Source organism: Mycolicibacterium brisbanense (assembly GCF_001570425.1).
In the GTDB taxonomy this organism is placed as follows: domain Bacteria; phylum Actinomycetota; class Actinomycetes; order Mycobacteriales; family Mycobacteriaceae; genus Mycobacterium; species Mycobacterium brisbanense.
Genome location: NZ_BCSX01000033.1, coordinates 1 through 17,237 on the forward strand (window position 1 = coordinate 1; position 17,237 = coordinate 17,237).

17 protein-coding genes and 1 pseudogene are annotated in these 17,237 nt (G+C 64.8%); 7 read left to right on the top strand and 11 right to left on the bottom strand.

Features of this window, described 5'->3' with window-relative positions; all coding sequences use genetic code 11:
* Nucleotides 1–427: MspA family porin (locus RMCB_RS18145; RefSeq protein ID WP_201028313.1), on the bottom strand; the 427-nt coding region annotated here is incomplete at its 3' end.
* Nucleotides 428–834: 407 nt separating this feature from the next.
* Nucleotides 835–1,746, bottom strand: coding sequence for a CHRD domain-containing protein (locus tag RMCB_RS18150; protein WP_062829901.1), 912 nt, complete (start codon nt 1,744–1,746; stop codon nt 835–837).
* A gap of 509 nt (nt 1,747–2,255) precedes the next feature.
* Between RMCB_RS18150 and RMCB_RS18155 the strand changes: the two genes are divergently transcribed.
* From RMCB_RS18155 to RMCB_RS18165, 3 genes and pseudogenes are all read left to right on the top strand, one after another.
* Complete coding sequence (locus RMCB_RS18155) at nt 2,256–2,603, top strand: CD225/dispanin family protein (protein WP_062829902.1); 348 nt, start codon at nt 2,256–2,258, stop codon at nt 2,601–2,603.
* A gap of 5 nt (nt 2,604–2,608) precedes the next feature.
* A complete protein-coding gene (locus RMCB_RS18160) occupies nt 2,609–3,043 on the top strand; it encodes a DUF2752 domain-containing protein (protein WP_062829903.1) in 435 nt (144 codons plus the stop codon).
* 48 nt (nt 3,044–3,091) lie between these two features.
* Nucleotides 3,092–3,205: pseudogene (locus RMCB_RS18165) on the top strand (DUF4436 family protein); the annotation flags it as partial.
* 11 nt (nt 3,206–3,216) lie between these two features.
* Here RMCB_RS18165 and RMCB_RS18170 read toward each other — a convergent pair.
* The 4 genes from RMCB_RS18170 to RMCB_RS18185 all read right to left on the bottom strand — a co-directional run bounded on the left by RMCB_RS18170 (nt 3,217) and on the right by RMCB_RS18185 (nt 6,831).
* Nucleotides 3,217–3,645 carry a DUF6319 family protein gene (locus RMCB_RS18170; protein WP_029374252.1) on the bottom strand — a complete coding sequence of 143 codons (429 nt, stop codon included), beginning with the start codon at nt 3,643–3,645 and terminating at the stop codon, nt 3,217–3,219.
* Between the two features lie 102 nt (nt 3,646–3,747).
* Nucleotides 3,748–4,740, bottom strand: coding sequence for an NAD(P)H-quinone oxidoreductase (locus tag RMCB_RS18175; protein WP_062829904.1), 993 nt, complete (start codon nt 4,738–4,740; stop codon nt 3,748–3,750).
* Between the two features lie 13 nt (nt 4,741–4,753).
* Nucleotides 4,754–5,803 (bottom strand): AraC family transcriptional regulator, encoded by a 1,050-nt coding sequence (locus tag RMCB_RS18180; protein WP_062829905.1) that lies wholly within the window; start codon nt 5,801–5,803, stop codon nt 4,754–4,756.
* Nucleotides 5,800–6,831: an AraC family transcriptional regulator gene (locus RMCB_RS18185; RefSeq protein WP_234792166.1), complete on the bottom strand. Its 1,032-nt coding sequence runs from the start codon at nt 6,829–6,831 to the stop codon at nt 5,800–5,802. The genes RMCB_RS18180 and RMCB_RS18185 overlap by 4 nt, the downstream gene beginning before the upstream one ends.
* A gap of 157 nt (nt 6,832–6,988) precedes the next feature.
* Here RMCB_RS18185 and RMCB_RS18190 point away from each other — a divergent pair, with 157 nt between their 5' ends.
* Complete coding sequence (locus tag RMCB_RS18190) at nt 6,989–7,678, top strand: type 1 glutamine amidotransferase domain-containing protein (protein ID WP_062829906.1); 690 nt, start codon at nt 6,989–6,991, stop codon at nt 7,676–7,678.
* A gap of 3 nt (nt 7,679–7,681) precedes the next feature.
* On the opposite strand, the gene RMCB_RS18195 is transcribed toward RMCB_RS18190, so the two are convergent.
* On the bottom strand, nt 7,682–8,080 hold the full coding sequence (locus RMCB_RS18195) for a PPOX class F420-dependent oxidoreductase (RefSeq protein ID WP_062829907.1): 399 nt from the start codon (nt 8,078–8,080) through the stop codon (nt 7,682–7,684).
* 210 nt (nt 8,081–8,290) lie between these two features.
* Between RMCB_RS18195 and RMCB_RS18200 the strand changes: the two genes are divergently transcribed.
* From RMCB_RS18200 to RMCB_RS18210, 3 genes are all read left to right on the top strand, one after another.
* Nucleotides 8,291–9,205 (top strand): hypothetical protein, encoded by a 915-nt coding sequence (locus tag RMCB_RS18200; protein ID WP_062829908.1) that lies wholly within the window; start codon nt 8,291–8,293, stop codon nt 9,203–9,205.
* Nucleotides 9,206–9,296: 91 nt separating this feature from the next.
* Entirely contained in the window at nt 9,297–9,584 is a 288-nt protein-coding gene (locus RMCB_RS18205; protein ID WP_029372410.1) for a hypothetical protein, read from the top strand.
* 84 nt (nt 9,585–9,668) lie between these two features.
* On the top strand, nt 9,669–10,142 hold the full coding sequence (locus RMCB_RS18210) for a hypothetical protein (protein ID WP_234792169.1): 474 nt from the start codon (nt 9,669–9,671) through the stop codon (nt 10,140–10,142).
* On the opposite strand, the gene RMCB_RS18215 is transcribed toward RMCB_RS18210, so the two are convergent.
* The 4 genes from RMCB_RS18215 to RMCB_RS18230 form a co-directional block, all read right to left on the bottom strand.
* A complete protein-coding gene (locus RMCB_RS18215; RefSeq protein WP_062829910.1) occupies nt 10,085–12,982 on the bottom strand; it encodes an MMPL/RND family transporter in 2,898 nt (965 codons plus the stop codon). The genes RMCB_RS18210 and RMCB_RS18215 overlap by 58 nt on opposite strands.
* Nucleotides 12,979–13,425: an MmpS family transport accessory protein gene (locus RMCB_RS18220; RefSeq protein ID WP_029372407.1), complete on the bottom strand. Its 447-nt coding sequence runs from the start codon at nt 13,423–13,425 to the stop codon at nt 12,979–12,981. The genes RMCB_RS18215 and RMCB_RS18220 overlap by 4 nt, the downstream gene beginning before the upstream one ends.
* A 239-nt stretch (nt 13,426–13,664) precedes the next feature.
* Nucleotides 13,665–15,170, bottom strand: a complete 1,506-nt coding sequence (locus RMCB_RS18225; RefSeq protein ID WP_062829911.1) for a CYTH and CHAD domain-containing protein — start codon at nt 15,168–15,170, stop codon at nt 13,665–13,667.
* A 77-nt stretch (nt 15,171–15,247) separates the two neighbouring features.
* The gene (locus RMCB_RS18230) at nt 15,248–17,116 is read right to left on the bottom strand and encodes a pyruvate kinase (RefSeq protein WP_062829912.1); all 1,869 of its coding nucleotides are present in this window, start codon (nt 17,114–17,116) and stop codon (nt 15,248–15,250) included.
* Nucleotides 17,117–17,237: the final 121 nt, after the last annotated feature.

A 17,237-nucleotide genomic window follows, 5' to 3' on the forward strand; every position in this document is an offset into this window, starting at 1 on the left:
CGGGGGTGAAGCTGATGCCGGGGTTGATTTCGGTTTCGTCGCTGATGATGCCGCAGCCGATTTGGGCGCCGGCTTCCAGGGTGCCGCCGGTGAGTTTGGTTTTGCCCGAGCCGCTGACGTTGCCGGTGAAGGTGCCGCCGACGAGGTATTCGCGGGAGGACACCGCGGTGGTCAGCGGGGCGACCGGTAGCAGGGTTTCGTTGGAGCCGACGACGGTGACGTGCCAGCCGTCGGGGGTGTCGAGGACTCCGGGGGGCGAGGAGGGCACGGCGCCGGTGTCGGCCGGGGGCGGGGGCGGTGCGGCGGCGTCGGCGACGGGTGCGGCGGGGTCCGGCGGTGGTGGCGGCGGGTCGGCCGACGCGAGGGGCGTCACCGCTACCGGGGCCAACATGCACACAGCAGCCAGGGTGGCGAAACGATTCAACATGCGGGTTTATGCGCCTCTCGTGGTTGAAATCCGGGGAACGACATAGTGCTTCGGATCCCGGTACTCCCGGGTATCTGTCGCACACCTCAACGGCAACCGCGTGTGTGCTCGCTCATCAATCACGTTCCTTCCGCATTGCGACGACCGCTAGAAGCTAGCGGAAACAGGCGTCCGGGATACCGGCAAAAATCGGCATGATTCCAAAGACGCCGATCCGCGGACTCCGATTCGAACTGGCAGTGGCGGCGAACCCTGCTCTGCCCCGCCGACGGCTGGTTGGGCCGTGGTGCAGCGACTGCCACTTCCGAACCATGAAAATACCTGGACAGCAACGGATCTCGGCAGGCTGTGAGATCACGATCTCCCGGCTCGGCGATGCGGCGCGCCCGGGGCGGCGAGATTCAGGATTATGCGGTGATATTCCCGCATAGGATCGGCGCGAAGAACATGGTCGGCTTGCCATCCTTCTCGATCTCATCATGAGATCCCAAGTGCACGTTGACATACCAGCCAGACGCCGGTGGCGCCTCGGTGACGTTGTCGATGATCGTCGTTGACTCGGCGACCCCGTCTTTCGACGCCACGAGGTCGTTGAGGTGATATTTCACCGGTCCCTGCGAGCTGCACGATCCGAGGTGGATGTGCACTGCGTGTGCGCTGCCGGGCACCAATCCGGTCGTACGGACCGGCACGGTGAGTGTCTTGGCCGCGGGGTCGTATTGCAGAATCGCCTGACTCTGCGGATGATCGCCGAACTGGGGCAAGGGTGCCATCTGCAGCGTGGACGACATTGCCGGGTCGATGTCGGCGCACGAGATCGGCATGTAACTGGGGGATCCGGGGGCGCCCATGTCTTCGACCGATGCGAGGTGGATGTTGAGGAGAGTGCCTGCGGTCAGCCCCTTGTCGGAGGGTTGCGTGCTCTGGACCGCGGTGTTGATGACGCCTTTGTCGTCGGCGGTGACGTTGCCGAAGGGAATCAAGACGTCGCCTTGCTTCGCGCAACTGCCGTCGTGAATGTGCATGGCGTGGCTGCTGCCCGGCGTGAAGCCGGACATCTGCAACTTGGCGGTGACGAGCTTTGACCCCGGGTCCCAGCTGAGGTTGACCGTTCCGGACGGTTCGTTACCGAGGGGGACGATGATCTGTCCCGGGGCGGACGCTGCCGCAGTCGTCGTCGCCTGCCCTGGGGTGGTTGCGGTCGTCGGCGACGATGTGGTGCTTGACGACGTCGAGTCCGATCCGCATCCTGCGGCGGCGACGACTACGACAGCAGTCGCGACGAAAATCGGTGCCTTCAATCCCGCGCATGTACCCATGTTCGTGTACCTCTCGATGGTGGCGGCACGATCTGGAATGGACTGTTCGAGCTGTTCAAGCGTACAAAGCGGGTACCTGTCGGAGGGGCAGAATGCCGAATTGTTGTCCGTTCGGGCAGTAGCTTGCCGAATCCGCCAAGGGGAGTCGGTGGCGGATCTGTAATCCTGTGTACGGTCGAACTTCTCGACCGCACGTGCGAGACCCAGACCGCCTATGTGAACGAGATCCGAAAGGCCGTACCGCGACCGACGTAGCACTTGGCGATCGGATGCACCGGTGACGTTCGCAGGGCGCTGAGGACCGGCCCGAACACTTTCGGTGAACGCGCGAAACGCTTTGTCCGACTGCCTTATCGAGCTATATGTGCCAAACACTGCCAAGGTTGCCGGCGTGTTGACGCGTCCGTCGTCGAAGGTCGCGGTAGGTCAGGTGACCTCAGCGCGCATACAGGAAACTCTCAGGTAGTGTGATCTCGCTGCATTCAGCAAACGGACTCGGGAAGGTGCCTATGACCGCTCAACCACCGCCAGGGAATTACCCGCCGCCCGGTGGGTACCCGCCACCCCCGGGGAACTTCCCGCCGCAGGGACCACAGGGTTCGCCGCCGGACAACAACTTGGTTTGGGCCATTCTGTGCACGGTCCTGTGCTGCCTACCGCTGGGAATCGTGGCCATTGTCAAGTCGACTCAGGTCTCAGGACTGTACGCACAGGGTCGGTACGCCGAGGCGCAGAAGTCGGCAGACGACGCAAAGAAGTTCGCGATGTGGGGAGCGATCGCGGGTGTCGCCCTTGGCATCGTCTGGGGGATCATCGCCGTCGCCGGTGGCATGGCCGGAATGTCCTCAGGCTACTGAGAAGCATGTGGCCCTCGGTGGCTGCTGTACGTGAACCGCACCTCCGCCTTGGCGCGCCACTCGTGGTGGCCGCCATGGCGGGGTGCGCCTGTGCCGCCATCTGGATAGGCGAACCCACCCAGCCCGGTTCGGTGTTGCCGGCCTGCCCGACCAAGGCGCTGTTGGGTATCGACTGCCCCGGCTGCGGCAGCCTGAGAATGATCTACTCCCTGATGCATGGCGATTTCCTTGCGGCGTTGAGGTTCAACGCTATTGGACTGCTGGCTGTGGGGCTCCTCGCATGGGCCTTCGGTGTGTGGACCTATGGGCGCTTGTCCGGCCGGCGTGTGCGAAGTTGGCAGAATTACCGATGGTCGGCGATGATTGCGCTGGTGGTGGTGACGGTCTGGTTCGTCATCAGGAATCTGCCGTTCGAGCCGTTTGCTTCGCTGTACGTGTGATTCCACTTCGCGACGTTTGAGTCGAACATGGCGCCACGCTGCGGGTGCGGCTCACCGCCGACCGGGGCATGGGTGGACCAAGCCCTCGTCCTGTGGGTGTTGATCGCCTTGATCGTGGCGATGGTCTTGTGTATCGCTGCGTGGCACCGTCATTCGGACTGACGTGACCGCGCTCAGTCCAGGTCGGCGAGAGCCTTGCGGGCGGCTTCCAGTTCAGACTCCAGCGCGGCGACCTTGGCGGCCTGCTGGGCACGCGCCTCTTCGATCACCTCGTCGATCGGTGTGGAGAGGTCTTCGTGAAGTTCCTTGGCCGCCCGGGAGACTGCGGCGGCCGCGACGGTGAGGTCGCGGGCCAGGTAGGTGGTGCCCTGCCTGAGCTCCGCTCGCCATTCGCCGTCCGCTGTGCCGGTGACCGTGAGGGTCAGCTCGAGAGTCTTGGTCTTCCTGGCGGTCGCCCTCTTGGCGGGGGCCTTCCGGGGCTTCTGCTCGGCAGGGGTCCCGGCGATTGCGGCCTCCGCGGGCGAGGTGCTCTCGGCCGAGGAGACGTCGGCGGTGTCGGAGTCGGCCGACGACGTGGCTGCTACCGGGGTTTCTACAGTCATTGTTGTGGCGATCTCCTCGAAAACGTCGCCCGCACTGGGCGGGCCGGGCCGAGCGCCTATTGGAACACATGTTCGAGGATCGCGCCAAGTCGCCCGGCTCTGTCAGGGTTCGCGCACCACCAGCAGGACCTTTCCGACCGTCTCGTTGGAGTCGAGGAGCTTGTGGGCTTCCGCGGCGTCGGTGATCGGGATCTCGGCCGCGACAACGGGTGCGACGAGACTCTCGGCGACCAGCGGCCACAGGTGCCGACGCAGTTCGGCGATGATCTCGGCCTTGGAGCCGGGCCCTTGCTCGGGCCGCCGGCGCAGGTTTGTCACGTGCACCGATCCCCGTTTGAACAGCAGCGCACCGAGATTGAGTTCCGCTGTGGCACCGCCCTGGAGCCCGATGATCGTCAGGTGACCGTTCTCGGCCAGTGCCTCGACGTTCTTGGCCAGATAGCTGCCGCCCATGATGTCGAGAATGACGTTGGCGCCGGAGTATTCGGCATTGACCACGGCCGGGAAATCCTGATCCCGATAGTTGATCAACGTCTGCGCGCCGAGTTCGCGGCAGCGGTCCAGCTTGAATTGCGAACCGGCGGTCACCGCCACGTTGGCGCCCAGCGCACGGCCTACTTGTATTGCGTGCGTGCCGATTCCGCTGCCGCCGCCGTGGACCAGCAGGGTCTGCCCGCTCTGTAGCCCGCCGGTCATCACCACGTTGGACCACACGGTCGCCGCGGTCTCGGGCAGGGCTGCGGCGGCGGCGACGCTGACGCCGTCGGGCACGGGTAGCACCTGGCTGGCCGCCACGTTGACCCGCTGGGCGTAGCCGCCGCCGGCCAGGAGCGCGCACACCGCATCGCCAGGCGCCCAATCCTGTACTCCGGCAGCGACTTCAGTGATATACCCTGATACTTCGAGGCCGGGGATATCGCTGACACCGGGAGGCGGTGGATAGAAGCCCATCCGTTGCATCACGTCGGCGCGGTTCACCCCGGCGGCCACCACGTCGATGGCGACCTGTCCCGGACCAGGTGCGGGCAGGTCGTCGACCTGAGCCCACTCCATCACCTCCGGATCGCCAAAACCGTTGAACGTTATCGCGTACATGCAGTGAACTCCTTTACCTTTTTCTCGTGCGGTGATGTGTTGTGGTGTTCTGCCGAGCCAGATAGGCCCGCGGGCTGTCGCCTTTCCAACGGTGGAACGCATGTGAAAAATTGCTGACGTCGTTGTATCCCAGCCGGTTCGAGACCTGCTCGACGGTCATGCCGCTTTGTAGCAGCTCCGTACCCAAGTGGTGGCGGACCTCGTCGAGCAGTTTCCGGAACGAGGTGCCCTCCGCCTCCAATTGCCTTCGCAGCGTCCGCGTACTGCACGACAGCCGCTCTGCCACCTGCGCCAGGGTCGGCGGCCGGGCGGGGTCGGCCAGCAACAGATCGCGCACCACACCTGCCCGACCCGTTCTGGCCTCCCGCTGCTCGAGCAGCAGCCGGCACTGCTGTTCGGCGAGTTTGGAGGTGTGGGCACTGGCTTGCGGCAGTGGCACGTTCAGCAGCTGGGCCGACAACGTGACAGAAGTTATCGCATCGTCGAATTCGGGCACTGCGCCGAACATCTCCTCGTACACGCCGACGGCTCCTCCCGGGTCGGGGAGTGCGAACGAGATGCGGCTCGGTGGCGGTGGCGTGCCGAGGATCTCCCGGTACAGATTGGGGATCGCGGCTGCGTCACGCTCCAGCACGAACCTGCGGACCGGCTGCGGTACGGAACGGGCATCGATCACGATCGAGAGTTCGTCACCGTGGCGACGTGTTTCGAACGTACAGAAGGCATAGCTGAGTCGCACGAATCTCACGGCGACATCGATTGCTTCGCCCAGGGTCGGGCTGGTGAGAATGGCAAATCCCCACACCCCGAATGCGGTGACCGGATACCTGGCCGCGGCCTGCAGACCGAGCCCCGGCCGGTCTCCCAGCGCGGCAACGATATTCGCGATGGCTCTGAGTTCCTGCTGTCCGCTGACCTCGGCGGCGGGGGCCCGGACTGCGCCCGGGGAGATCCTGGTGCCGGCCAGACACTGTTGTGCGGTCAAGCCGAACTCGGCGGCCCAGTCGAGCATCAGCACGAGACTCGCGGCGGGCCGCTTGGCCTGCAGATCCGGTGCGGTCATCGAGAACGCGCCCGTGTGCGATACTCCTGGGGTCCGACACCCTTCCACCGCCGGAAGGCCTTGGTGAAGCTGGACACCTGCGAATAACCAAGGCGTTCAGCGATATCCGCCACGGAACGCCCGTCGGAGACCAGCAGCTCCTCGGCCAGCGCTTCGCGCACCTCTTCCTGCAGCACCCGCAGCGACACACCTTCTTGGGCGAGGTGTCGACGCAGGGTACGTGGGCTGACGGCGAGTTGTCGCGCGGCTTCGTCGAGCGACAGCACGGGAGACGGACTCGCCAGCATCAGATCGCGCAACAGGCCCGCGACGCCGGCGCGGGCCGATCGCTGTCTGAGCAGTTGGACCGCTTGTTTCTCCGCCATCGACCGGGCGTACTGATTGGCCTGGGGCAGCGGCGCGCTCAATGATTCCAGGCTGACGATCAGGCAATTCTGCGGCGCATCGAATTCGGGTTCGACGCCGAATACGTCGACGTATTTCCGAACCTCGTCCTCTGGTGGGCGCGGCATCGTGTAGGCAACTCGAAGCGGAGCATCGGGATTCATGAGCAGGTCGCGCTGCAGTGTCTGAATGCCGGTGCTGTCACGTTCGACCGCGAATCGGCGAATGCCGACCGGCAGCGCCGTGGGGTCGAGAACCAACCTGCCGGTGCCGTCTGCTGTGTCGGTGCTGACACTGAGCCGGCACAGGCAGAAGCTCAGCGCCGCGAGTGACATCCCGACCGACATGGCATCACCCAGTGTCTGGGAACTCATGAGCGCGAGACCCCAGATGCCGGGCGATGCAGCATGGCAGCGCAGCCCGGCCTCCACTCCCAGCCCCGGAACATCAGGCAGTCCGTCGAGGATGTTGCTGAGGATCTGCAGCTCATCGCGAAGCCGGACCTCGGCATCGAGGTCGTCGAGCGCCTCTCGGGTCAGGGGTGTGCCGTGCAGTGAGTCGGCGTGGGCCAAACCGTGCTCGGCGGCCAGATCGACCAGTAGCGCAGCACTGGCCGGCGAACGCAGAACGTCGTGCGTACTCACATACACCTCGCGTCGCCGTGTCGGGCTGTTTGGTCTCATCATGCGTTACCCAGCCTAGGAACGAGCCCGCATCGGTCGACAGGTGATGAATGGCCAACAAGTTGTGAGAAGTGGCCAGTTGCTGGCAATGCCGGCGCACCAGCGGAATCCTTGAGACATGACCAAGCGCATCCTGAACGTCGTCACCAACGTCTCCCATTACGAGGATCCGTCCGAGCCGACCGGTTTGTGGCTCTCGGAGCTGACACACGCGTACGACATCTTCGCCGAAGCGGGTTATCAACAGACGATCGTCAGCCCGAAGGGCGGTCCCTCTCCGTTGGAACCGCGCTCGCTGAAGTTTCCGAACTACGACAAGAGCGCAAAGTCGTGGAAGGCCGACCCCGCGAAGATGGAACTGCTGGCCAACACCGCTTCGCCTGATGAGATCGACGCGGCGGACTTCGACGCGATCTACTTCACCGGCGGCCACGCAGTGATGTTCGACTTCCCGGACAGTGAAGGGCTGCAACGTATCACGCGTGAGATCTTCGAGCGCGGCGGAATCGTGTCCTCGGTATGCCACGGCTACGCCGGACTGCTCAACACCACGTTGTCGGATGGTTCGCTTTTGGTTGCCGGGCGCAAGCTGACCGGGTTCTCCTGGTCGGAGGAGGTGCTCGCACGCGTCGACAAGCTCGTGCCGTACAACGTCGAAGAGGAGATGAAGAAGCGCGGCGCCCGGTACGAAAAGGGCCTGATTCCCTTTACCTCCTACGTCGTCGCCGACGGGCGGCTGATAACCGGCCAGAATCCGGGATCCGCGAAGGCCACGGCCAAAAAGGTCGTATCCGTCCTTGGTGGCTGACCGCTACTGTCTCGGGCCGATCTCGATGGCGAACGAAGCCCGTTGACGACGGGTGATCCACACACCGAATTCGCTCAGCGGTCCCAGCAACCGGTATTTGCGATTGACGATCTTGCGGACCCTCGGCGTCTCGGCGTGGTCGAGGACCCGTGCGGTGCCGTCGACGATGGGCGAACCCGGGATGGTCCTTCCTCGAACGTCGCAGGGCTGCAACGTCACTGCCGGGTTACGGCGGATGCGTTTCACCTTGTGGGCGCCGACCTCCGAAAAGAAGTAGAGCTTGCCACCGGCTGGGGCGATCCAGACCGGGGTCGACACTGCGCTGCCGTCCTTGCGGTAGCTGGTGAACGACACATAATTCGCCCGGCCGACCACCTCCCAATCCGTTGAGGTGCCGGTCATCGTTGTCTCCCTTGCGTTTTGCAGAAGCTTATCGGGCATTCACACCTGCACAAGGCCGCTGTCGGCACAACCGGCGCAATAAGGGCCCAATCGGCCGCGTCACACACGCATCTGGCCGCTTATCACAACTTGTTGGCCATCCGGCACCTGTGGATCCGGGTATCCCGCTGTCAGGCTGGAGCTACCAGACGAAAGACGAGGTACCGCACGATGAGTATGCAGCTCACCGAGATCGAATTCGCAGGCCAGACGGTCGAAGTGCCGAAAGGCGGCTACTACGACCGTTACCGTTCGAACCCGAATCTGGACGAGGTGGCGCGTGATCCCGCGGTGGGCAACATCGACTGGTTCCGCAGAATCCCGAAGGTCAAAGTCGATTCCCGCGTCGGGCCGATCTGGGCGCCGAACTTCTACTATCGTGCCAGCATCGTTCAGGCGAACCTGCTTGCGCCGCTCGACCGCCTGGGCGCGATGCTGCCGGCGCCGCTCGAACCATTGCGTGCGGCACCGGGATTCGGTGTGGCTGCACTGACCTTCTTTTCCTACGCGGTGTGCGACAACGATCCCTACGACGAGGTGTCGGTCGCGGTCGTCGTGCGGAAACCCGGTGAGCGCGGCCTGGTCTCCGAGCTGTTGCCTGAGCTTGAGTTGATCAACGCGATGCGGCGCAGAAAGTTCTATGCCCACGTGCTTGCCCTGCCCGTCACCACTGAGATCGCCCGGGTCCGTGGCGTCGGCGGCTACCAACTCCCGAAGTGGCGCACCGACATCAGCGTGAGCCTGCGCGACACCGTCCACGCCGAAATCGGCGGTCCCGCAGGGCAGCCGGATGTGACGCTACATGCGAGGCTGCCGGAGTTCACCGAAGTGCCGTCGCAGTCCCGGATGGGAACCAACACCATGGTCCACCTGGTCGACGGGAAATGGCATCAGACCTCGGTGCAATCCAACACGCTGGCGTTCGCTCAACGCACCTTGCCGCGCGATGTGACAATCACTCGCCATGGCGGCCCACTCAGCGACCTACTCGACGGGCTCGGCGCGTCGAGAATCCTCAGCCTGGAGGTCACCAGAGACGCACAACTGGTGCTGAACTTGCCGCGGCCCTTGGAGGCCGGCTGGTGATGTGAACTCGTAACGACCGGGGTGTGACGGTTCGGGTAGCTGTCGGGCGATTCGCCGGGCAGGTCTGGGTGGTGCACGCTATGAATCAAGGATGAGCAACCACGTGAACCTGACCCCGCAGGAGAGCTCCTTGATCGCCGAGTCGCATCCCGAAGCGCTGGCGCGGATGGATGAGAAGGCGCTGAAGGATCTGCAGAGCCGGCTGCGGCAAGCCCGCGAGAAGAACTTCAGCCTGCTGCGGCGCCAGGGTGCGGCGCGCGTGGAGGCCGAAGGCGCCCGCGGCGCTGCGCAGCCCGCCAACGAGAAGCGTGGCGAAAAAGTAGAGGTTTTCGACGAGGCGCTGGCGAGGGTGAACGAGCGCCTGGAAACCCGGGACTGAGGTAGCGTACTTAGTAGATCTCAGTAAAGGAGTCTTCGCGTGGATCTCGGTATCTGGGGCGATCTCACAATCCTCGCCGCGGTGATGGCAATTGTCTTCGCCAGCTGCGTGTTTCTGTACATCACCCGGTTGGAGAACCGCACCCCGGCGCCGATGGGCGAGCAGGTGGGCGCCCACAAGGCGGTGCTGGCGAAGGTGCGCAAGCGTCAACCGTTGACCGAGGAAGAGTTCGAGTACGCGACCGAACTGGTCAACGACGCGCGCAACCCGCTTGCCTATGCGATCCCGGCCGTCTTGTTCACCATGGGGTTCTTCTACGTCGTCGGCTGCCTGTACGAGCTGCATGTCCACGGCGGCAACCCGTCGTTCCGGACGTTCATCGGCGGAATCCCGATGCTGACGTCGATGAACATCGTCGCTCAGTTGCGCCGGGTCGCTCGGTTGAAGAAGAAGCTGCCCGCTGCTCCGTCGGTGAGCGAACCGGCCCGCCTAGCTCCGGTTCAGCTCCGCCGCGACGATCCCGCGATCGGGTCGCCGTCCTCCCACAGCAGTAGTTGACGGACCGAAGCGCGGGATCCATAGGGCTGCAGCATCTGGCTCGCGGGCCGCGGACGCACCCTCAGCGGCCACCAGAACCAGCGGCCGATCAATGCGGCGATGGACGGTGTCATGAACGATCGCACGATCAGCGTGTCGAACAGCAATCCGAACGCGATCGTCGTCCCGATCTGGCCAAGCACCCGGAGATCGGCGAACACGAAGGACGCCATGGTGGCCGCGAAGACCAGGCCTGCCGCGGTCACCACCGCACCCGAGCCGGCCATCGCCCGGATGATGCCGGTGTTCAAGCCCGCGCCGATCTCCTCCTTGAACCGGGAGATCAGCAGCAGGTTGTAGTCCGACCCGACCGCCAACAGCAGGATGACGGCCAGCGCCAGCACAATCCAAAACAGTTGGATGCCAAGAAGATCCTGCCAGATCAGTACCGACAGCCCGAACGAGGCGCCCAACGACAGGGCGACCGTGCCCACGATGACGAATGCGGCGACGATGCTGCGGGTGATGAACATCATGACCAGAAGAATCAGGCTCAGCGCGGCGATCCCGGCGATCATGAGGTCGTATTTGGCGCCGTCTTGGATGTCTTTGTAGGTGGCTGCGGTGCCGGCGAGGTAGATCTTGGAGCCGGCCAGGGGAGTGCCCTTGACTGCCTCCTGGGCCGCGTGCCTGATGCCGTCGATGTGCGAAATGCCTTCAGGCGTAGCGGGATCGCCGTCATGGGTGATGATCATGCGGGCCGCCTTGCCGTCCGGTGACAGGAACAGCTTGAGCCCGCGCTGGAATTCGGGGTTGGTGAACGCCTCCGGCGGCAGGTAGAACGAGTCGTCCGTCTTCGATGCGTCGAATGCTTGACCCAGCGCGGTCGAGTTCTGCAGGGCGGCCTGCGTCTGGTCGTTGATGCCCGAGGTGGTGGCGTAGTTGGTCAGCGTCAGGTCGCGGTTGGTCTGCTGGCTGGCGATCTGCGGCGGAATCAGCGCCAGCAGCTTGGGCTGCAGTTCATCGAGTTTCGTGATGCTGCCCGAGACGCTGGCCAACTGATCGGTCAGCGCGTCGATACCGTCGAGCGCGTCGAACACCGACCGCAGTGCCGCGCACATCGGGATGTCGAAACAGTGTGGTTCCCAATAGAAGTAATTGCGCAGCGGGCGGAACTGGTCGTCGAAGTTGGCGATCTTGTCCCGCAGATCTTGCGCGGTGGCGACGGTCTGCTGGAAGGCTTTGGCCTGCTCGTCGGTGACGGCGCTGGACTGCTGTTGCAGCGCATATTGCTGGCGCAGGATGTCGATCGAATTGTTGATCACGTCAACCTGTTTGAGCAGATCGGCGCCGCGGGCCTGCTGGAAGGGCAGGTTGTTGATCTGCGCCGAGCTGCCCGCGCTGATCTGGAACGGTATCGACGTGTGGTCCAGCGGCGTGCCCAGCGGCCGCGTGATGGCCTGCACCTGAGCGATGCCGTCCGTGTGGAACACGGCCTTGGCGACGCGCTCCAACAGGATCATGTCGGTGGAGTTTCGCAGGTCGTGGTCGGCCTCGATCATCAGAAGCTCAGGATTCAGTCGCGCTTGTGAGAAGTGCCGTTCGGCGGCCGCGTAGCCCACATTGGCCGGGGCATCGGCCGGCATATACGGCCGGGCGTCGTAGCTCGTCTTGTATCCCGGCAGCGCGAGCAGCCCGATGAGAGCCACCCCGACCGTCACCACCAGCACGGGACCGGGCCAGCGCACGATGGCCGTCCCGATGCGTCGCCAGCCGCGGGTCTGCAGCCGGCGCGCCGGCTCGAACAGACCGAAATGGCGGCCGATCACCAGCACCGCGGGCGCCAGGGTCAACGCCGCCACCACGGCCACGAGGACGCCGATGCCGGCGGGTATGCCGAGGCTCTGGAAATAGGGGAGCCGGGTGAAAGTCAGACAGAACACGGCTCCGGCGATGGTCAGGCCCGACCCCAGGATGATGTGCGACGTTCCGTGGTACATCGTGTTGAACGCCGTCACGCGGTCCTGCCCGGCGTACCGCGCTTCGTGAAAACGCCCGAGGATGAAGATCGCGTAATCGGTGCCTGCGGCGATCACCAGCAGCGTCAGCAGATTCGTCGAATAGGTCGACAGCTCGATGACGCCGGCGTTCGCCAACACGGCGACGACGCCGCGCGACGCGGTCAACTCGATCATCACCGTGAAGATCACGAGAATCGCGGTGGTGACGCGACGGTAGAGCGACAACAGCATCACCAAGATCACCCCGATGGTGATCAGCGTGGTCTTGAGGGTGCCGTGCCGGCCCACCTCGAACTGGTCGGTGACCAGGGGCGCCGGGCCGGTGACATACGCCTTGACCCCTGGCGGCGGCGGAGTGTCCTCGACGATGCGGCGGACCGAGTCGACCGACTCGTTGGCCAACGACTCGCCCTGGTTGCCCGCGAGGTACACCTGCACCAACGCGGCTTTGCCGTCGGTGCTCTGTGAGCCGGCTGCCGTCAGCGGGTCGCCCCAGAAATCCTGAATGTGCTGGACATGCTTGGTGTCCTGACGCAGCTTCTGGATCAAACCGTCGTAATAGTGATGCGCGTCGGCCCCGAGCGGCTGATCGCCTTCCAACACGATCATCGCCGAGCTGTCCGAATCGAACTCGCCGAACACCTTGCCGATGCGTTTGGCGGCCTGCAGCGACGGTGCGTCATGGGGGCTCAGCGACACGTTGTGCGATTCGGCGACGGTCTCCAACTGGGGCACGAACACGTTGGTCACCACCGCCAGACCCAGCCAGAACAGTGCGATGACCACCGAGAACCGCCGGATCAGGTTCGGCACCCGGTGGGAGTCGTCGTCGGCGCTCATCCGGACTTGTCCAGGCAGTAGGTGTAGGCGTTCAGGGTGTTCACCGTTCTCTCGTCTTTGACCACGTCATCGATCTTGATCCGGCAGCCGATCGAGTCGCTGTCACCTTGGGCCTGGACGTTGACGAACACCGCGGGCTGGGTGGTGGTGGTGTCGTACGCCCATGGCAACGCGACGCCGTCGGCCCGCTGCGGTTGGGCGTTCACGTCCAGGTAGGTGATGGTCGCGACCGTGCCAGGCGGGCCGAACACCTCCATGACCACGTGTTTCGGGTTGAACGGAACGATGTCGTTGACCGCGCCGCTGGGTGTCGACGTGACATCGTGCGAGGCGAATATGCCGTGCAGGCGATACACCGCGAAGGCCGCCACCGCGATCACCACTGCCGCGACCAGCAGCATCCACCGTCGGCTCAGCCGACGTCCGATCGAAACCCGCTGCATCCGTGACCCTTTCAATGAGCGGCGACCAGGCGCGGACCGGTGGGGAAGCTCCGCTAGGACGGCTAATCAACTAGGTTGACGGTACGACAGTGAGCCGCACACCACAACCTCATCGCCGAGGTGTTTTGCTGTGCGGAAGCTGTACGCGGCGTGGGAGGCCTCACGCACCAGTCCAGAATCTGGGCGGCGCGGTCTTCGGTGGGGAAGGAAGCAGGGACGGGCTGTCGCGGGTCGGCCGATCACCGCGCTGTGCGGACCGCCTTGGCGAGCATCTTCAACGCGGCGGTCAGATCCTGTTCGCAGCGCGTCGCGATCTCGACTTCCCGGTGATACAGCACGCCGTAGGTGAGTGTGTCCTCGCCGGCGTCATGGGCAACGTCGGCCTGCTCGATGAGGTGGCCGCGGCTGACGACGCTGTCCTGGTGATCGCCCAACAGCGTCTGGATGGCTTTCGCTGCTTCCGCCACCTTCGGCTGTCCTGTCGCCGCAGCGGTGTAGCGTAACCGCTTCGCGCTCTTGCGGATCCGGTGCAGTGCGATGTCGTGATGTTCGACGTCCGCCGCAGCCGCCGCCCTGACGCGGCGGCGCAGGCTTCTGTATCCGTCGGCAATCGTTGCCTCCGCCAGTTTTTCGGTGCCGCGCGACGGTGCCAGGGGCTCGGCTGCGATCACCGCCTCGAGTTGATCGAGCAACCTGAAATAGTCGTCGCATCGCATCGCGGCAAGCGAGGCCTGCAGCCCCGACTGGTAGCGGTCGTGTGCACCGTCGACGAGCCGATGCCGGACAGGTCCACGCACCAGTTTCTCCGGCAGATCGTCGAGGGCTCGCGCATATCGCTCGCCCAGTACTTCGGCGTCACGAGCCGTGCCCAGCACCGCACCCAACTGCTGTAACTCATCGAGGATCGGGGCGTCCTCGCCCAGCCCGAACGCCGCGGGCGACGCCTGCAGCAGGCTGCGGATCGTGCGAATGGTGACCCGCATCTGATGCACGGAATCCGCCGCGTCTGCCCGCACCGCCCGATCCCACTCCAACAGCTTCTGGAGATGCTCGGCCACGGCTTGGTGAATCGAATCACCATGCCCCGCAGCATGTTCAGGCCGGCCGGCCGACGCGCCGAGTGCCCGCGCCAATTTCGACGCATGACCGGCGGGCACCGCGCCGGCCTGTCGCAGCCGGTCGGCCACGCGCGCCATCGTCTGCTCAGTGGCATCACCGTCTGCGAGCGTGTTCTCGGAAAGCTCCAATTCCCATTCCCGCCAGTGGATGTCGGCATCGCCAGCAGATGCGCTCACCCGGTCGTCGGCGAATTCGGCCAGTGCGTTCCCGTCGGGGCCGTACAACGTGTCAACCGTTCTGGTGGTGTTGATGTGGGCCACGGGAAGGAGCGGATGGTCGCGCACGATCGCAAGGACGATGTCACGCAGGTCGGCCGGCACACCGTCGCCGGCGCTGAGCGGCATGCGGATCTCGGTGCGAGTGTGGACATCGGCGGGTAGTTTCAGGTGCCAGCCGGGATCGCTGCCGCCGGTGCGGCGCCGCAACGTGATGCGTTGGGCTGCCAGATCGTGTTCTGGGGTGTCGAAGTAGACCGCGTCGAGCACCGCGGTCGGCGCTCGGCTCACCCTGGTGATCGACGTCAGACCGTCGAACGACGGTACGACGGTGGATTCGGCGACGTCGAATTTGCGCTCGATCTCCAGATGGCGGGCGGGCTCCAAGGTTGTGGCCGAATCGTGTTCCATGGCTGAGCAGTCCTTCCCCGATCCCTGTTCATCCGAGCTGTATGGACGAGTGCGGGCGCGGTGTGCGCCCCGGACGGTCAGGTGACGGTCTCGGGATGCCACGAACGCAGTCGGCGCAGCAACGCGTTCTTCTTGTAGTGGTGGCGGGCCATCCGACGCAGGATGTCGTCGAGGACGCGCACTGCCTCCTCGACGTGCGGGCCCTTGTTGAGCATGACGCACTCGGCCCGCTCACCCATCGCGGCGTCGCTGATCTCCGCGCGTGACGGCAACCCGCTCGTCGCGAGTTGCTCGAGGACCTGGGTGGCCCAGATGACCGGCAGATGCGCGGCTTCGCACAGCCAGAGGATCTCTTCCTGCAATTCGGCAAGTCGTTCATAGCCGACCTCCACCGCGAGGTCGCCACGCGCGATCATCACACCGACGCGCGGCCGCCGCATCGCCGTGAGAAGCAGCTGGGGTAGCCGCTCGAATGCCCGGCGGGTTTCGATCTTGAGTACGACAGCGAGCTTGTCGCCATCGAGCTTGGCGAGAGCCTCGTGCAGCCTGACGATATCGGAGGGGTCTTGCACGAACGACAGCTCGACGAGATCGGCGATCTCCACCACCGTTGCCAAGTCGGCAATGTCCTTGTCCGTCAACGCCGGTACGGGCAGGCGCGTGTCCGGCACATTGATGCCCTTGGCTGCCCGGAGCTTTGTACCGCCCACGTCGGCGCGCGTGATACGTACTTGCACCATGCCGGCATGTACCTCGATGATCTCGCCACCGATCTTGCCGTCATCGAAGTAGATCGATTCGCCCACCCGGGCGTTGTCGAAAAGCTCGGGCAGCGTGCAGCCGATCTGTGCAGGCCCATCGGGTTCGACGGATGCCGGCGAGCAGTCCTGGGTGACGTTGAGCAGATCGCCGCGATGCAGCACAAGACTCTGCTCGCGCTCGGGCAAGGCCCCCACAGGCGTCGAATCGTCGGCGTGATCCACGTCCAGCATCAAGCCGGTGACCAAATACGTTGTCTTGTCGGTCGTTCCGACGAAGCCGTGTGATCCACCGGCCTCGCTGCTCAGCAGCAGGTGCCGTCTCGCACCACGGGCGTCGCGCATTCGCACCACGTCACCGTCACGACGGCGCGCCAGCCACTGCCCAGATACCGGCAGCGTCGGCATGTCGGGTTGCGGTGCGGCAGCCGGATGCTCCCCGGCGGTCAGCCACGCTCGGGCCGGATCGAGAACGCGGCCCAGCGCATCGCGGCTCGGGCGCAGCTTCAAACAGCGCGGACCCGGCTGGATCGGACCTGTGCGCAGCTTGGGCCCTGCAAGATCCATCGCGACGAGGCAGCCGTGACCGGTGAGCCGGCTCGCGTGCCGCACATGGTGTGCCATGGCGCGCCAGGCATCGGCGTCGTCGTGAGCGCAATTGATGCGAGCGATGCCCATTCCACGCTCGATCAGCCGGCGCACCAGCTCGGGGTCGGTCGCGGCCGCCGACGGCAGGGTGACCATGATGCGCGCTTCGTGTCCGGCCGGCGCCGGTCCCAACAGCTCGACCGCGCGGCGCCGGAGCAGATGTTCACTCTGCTCGGGCTGCACCACCGCAGGTGGTGGCGGTGCCCATGAGCCCTTGAGTATTGCCAACGCGGCGCAGCGCACCAGCCGCAGAGTGGCTTGGACGTGCGGTTCACTGCGACCGAGAGAAGACAGCCCGAAGGCGGCCAGCCGGCGCTGCAGGTCACGCAGATCGCATTGGCGAATCGCCCAGTAGTGGACCATGTTTGCCGCGCTGGACCGATAATCCGCGGCAACCTCGGCAAGCCACTCCTGCCAGGGAGCTTCAGCCGCGTCGAGCCGGTCGAGCAGGTCATCGAGCATCCCGAGCAGCCGGGTCAGCTCACGGTCTGCAGGGGAATCGTCTTTGTCTAGGACATCGGGTTCGGGCCGTGAGGACACGAATGCACTCCTGAGTCGCTGTCACTGGCGAGTTCGGTGTGCCCGGGTGAGTGTCAGCGACGGTGCTGTCACTTCGCGTTTTTCGGCACGATGCCATGATGCGGTGGGCCGCGTACCGACC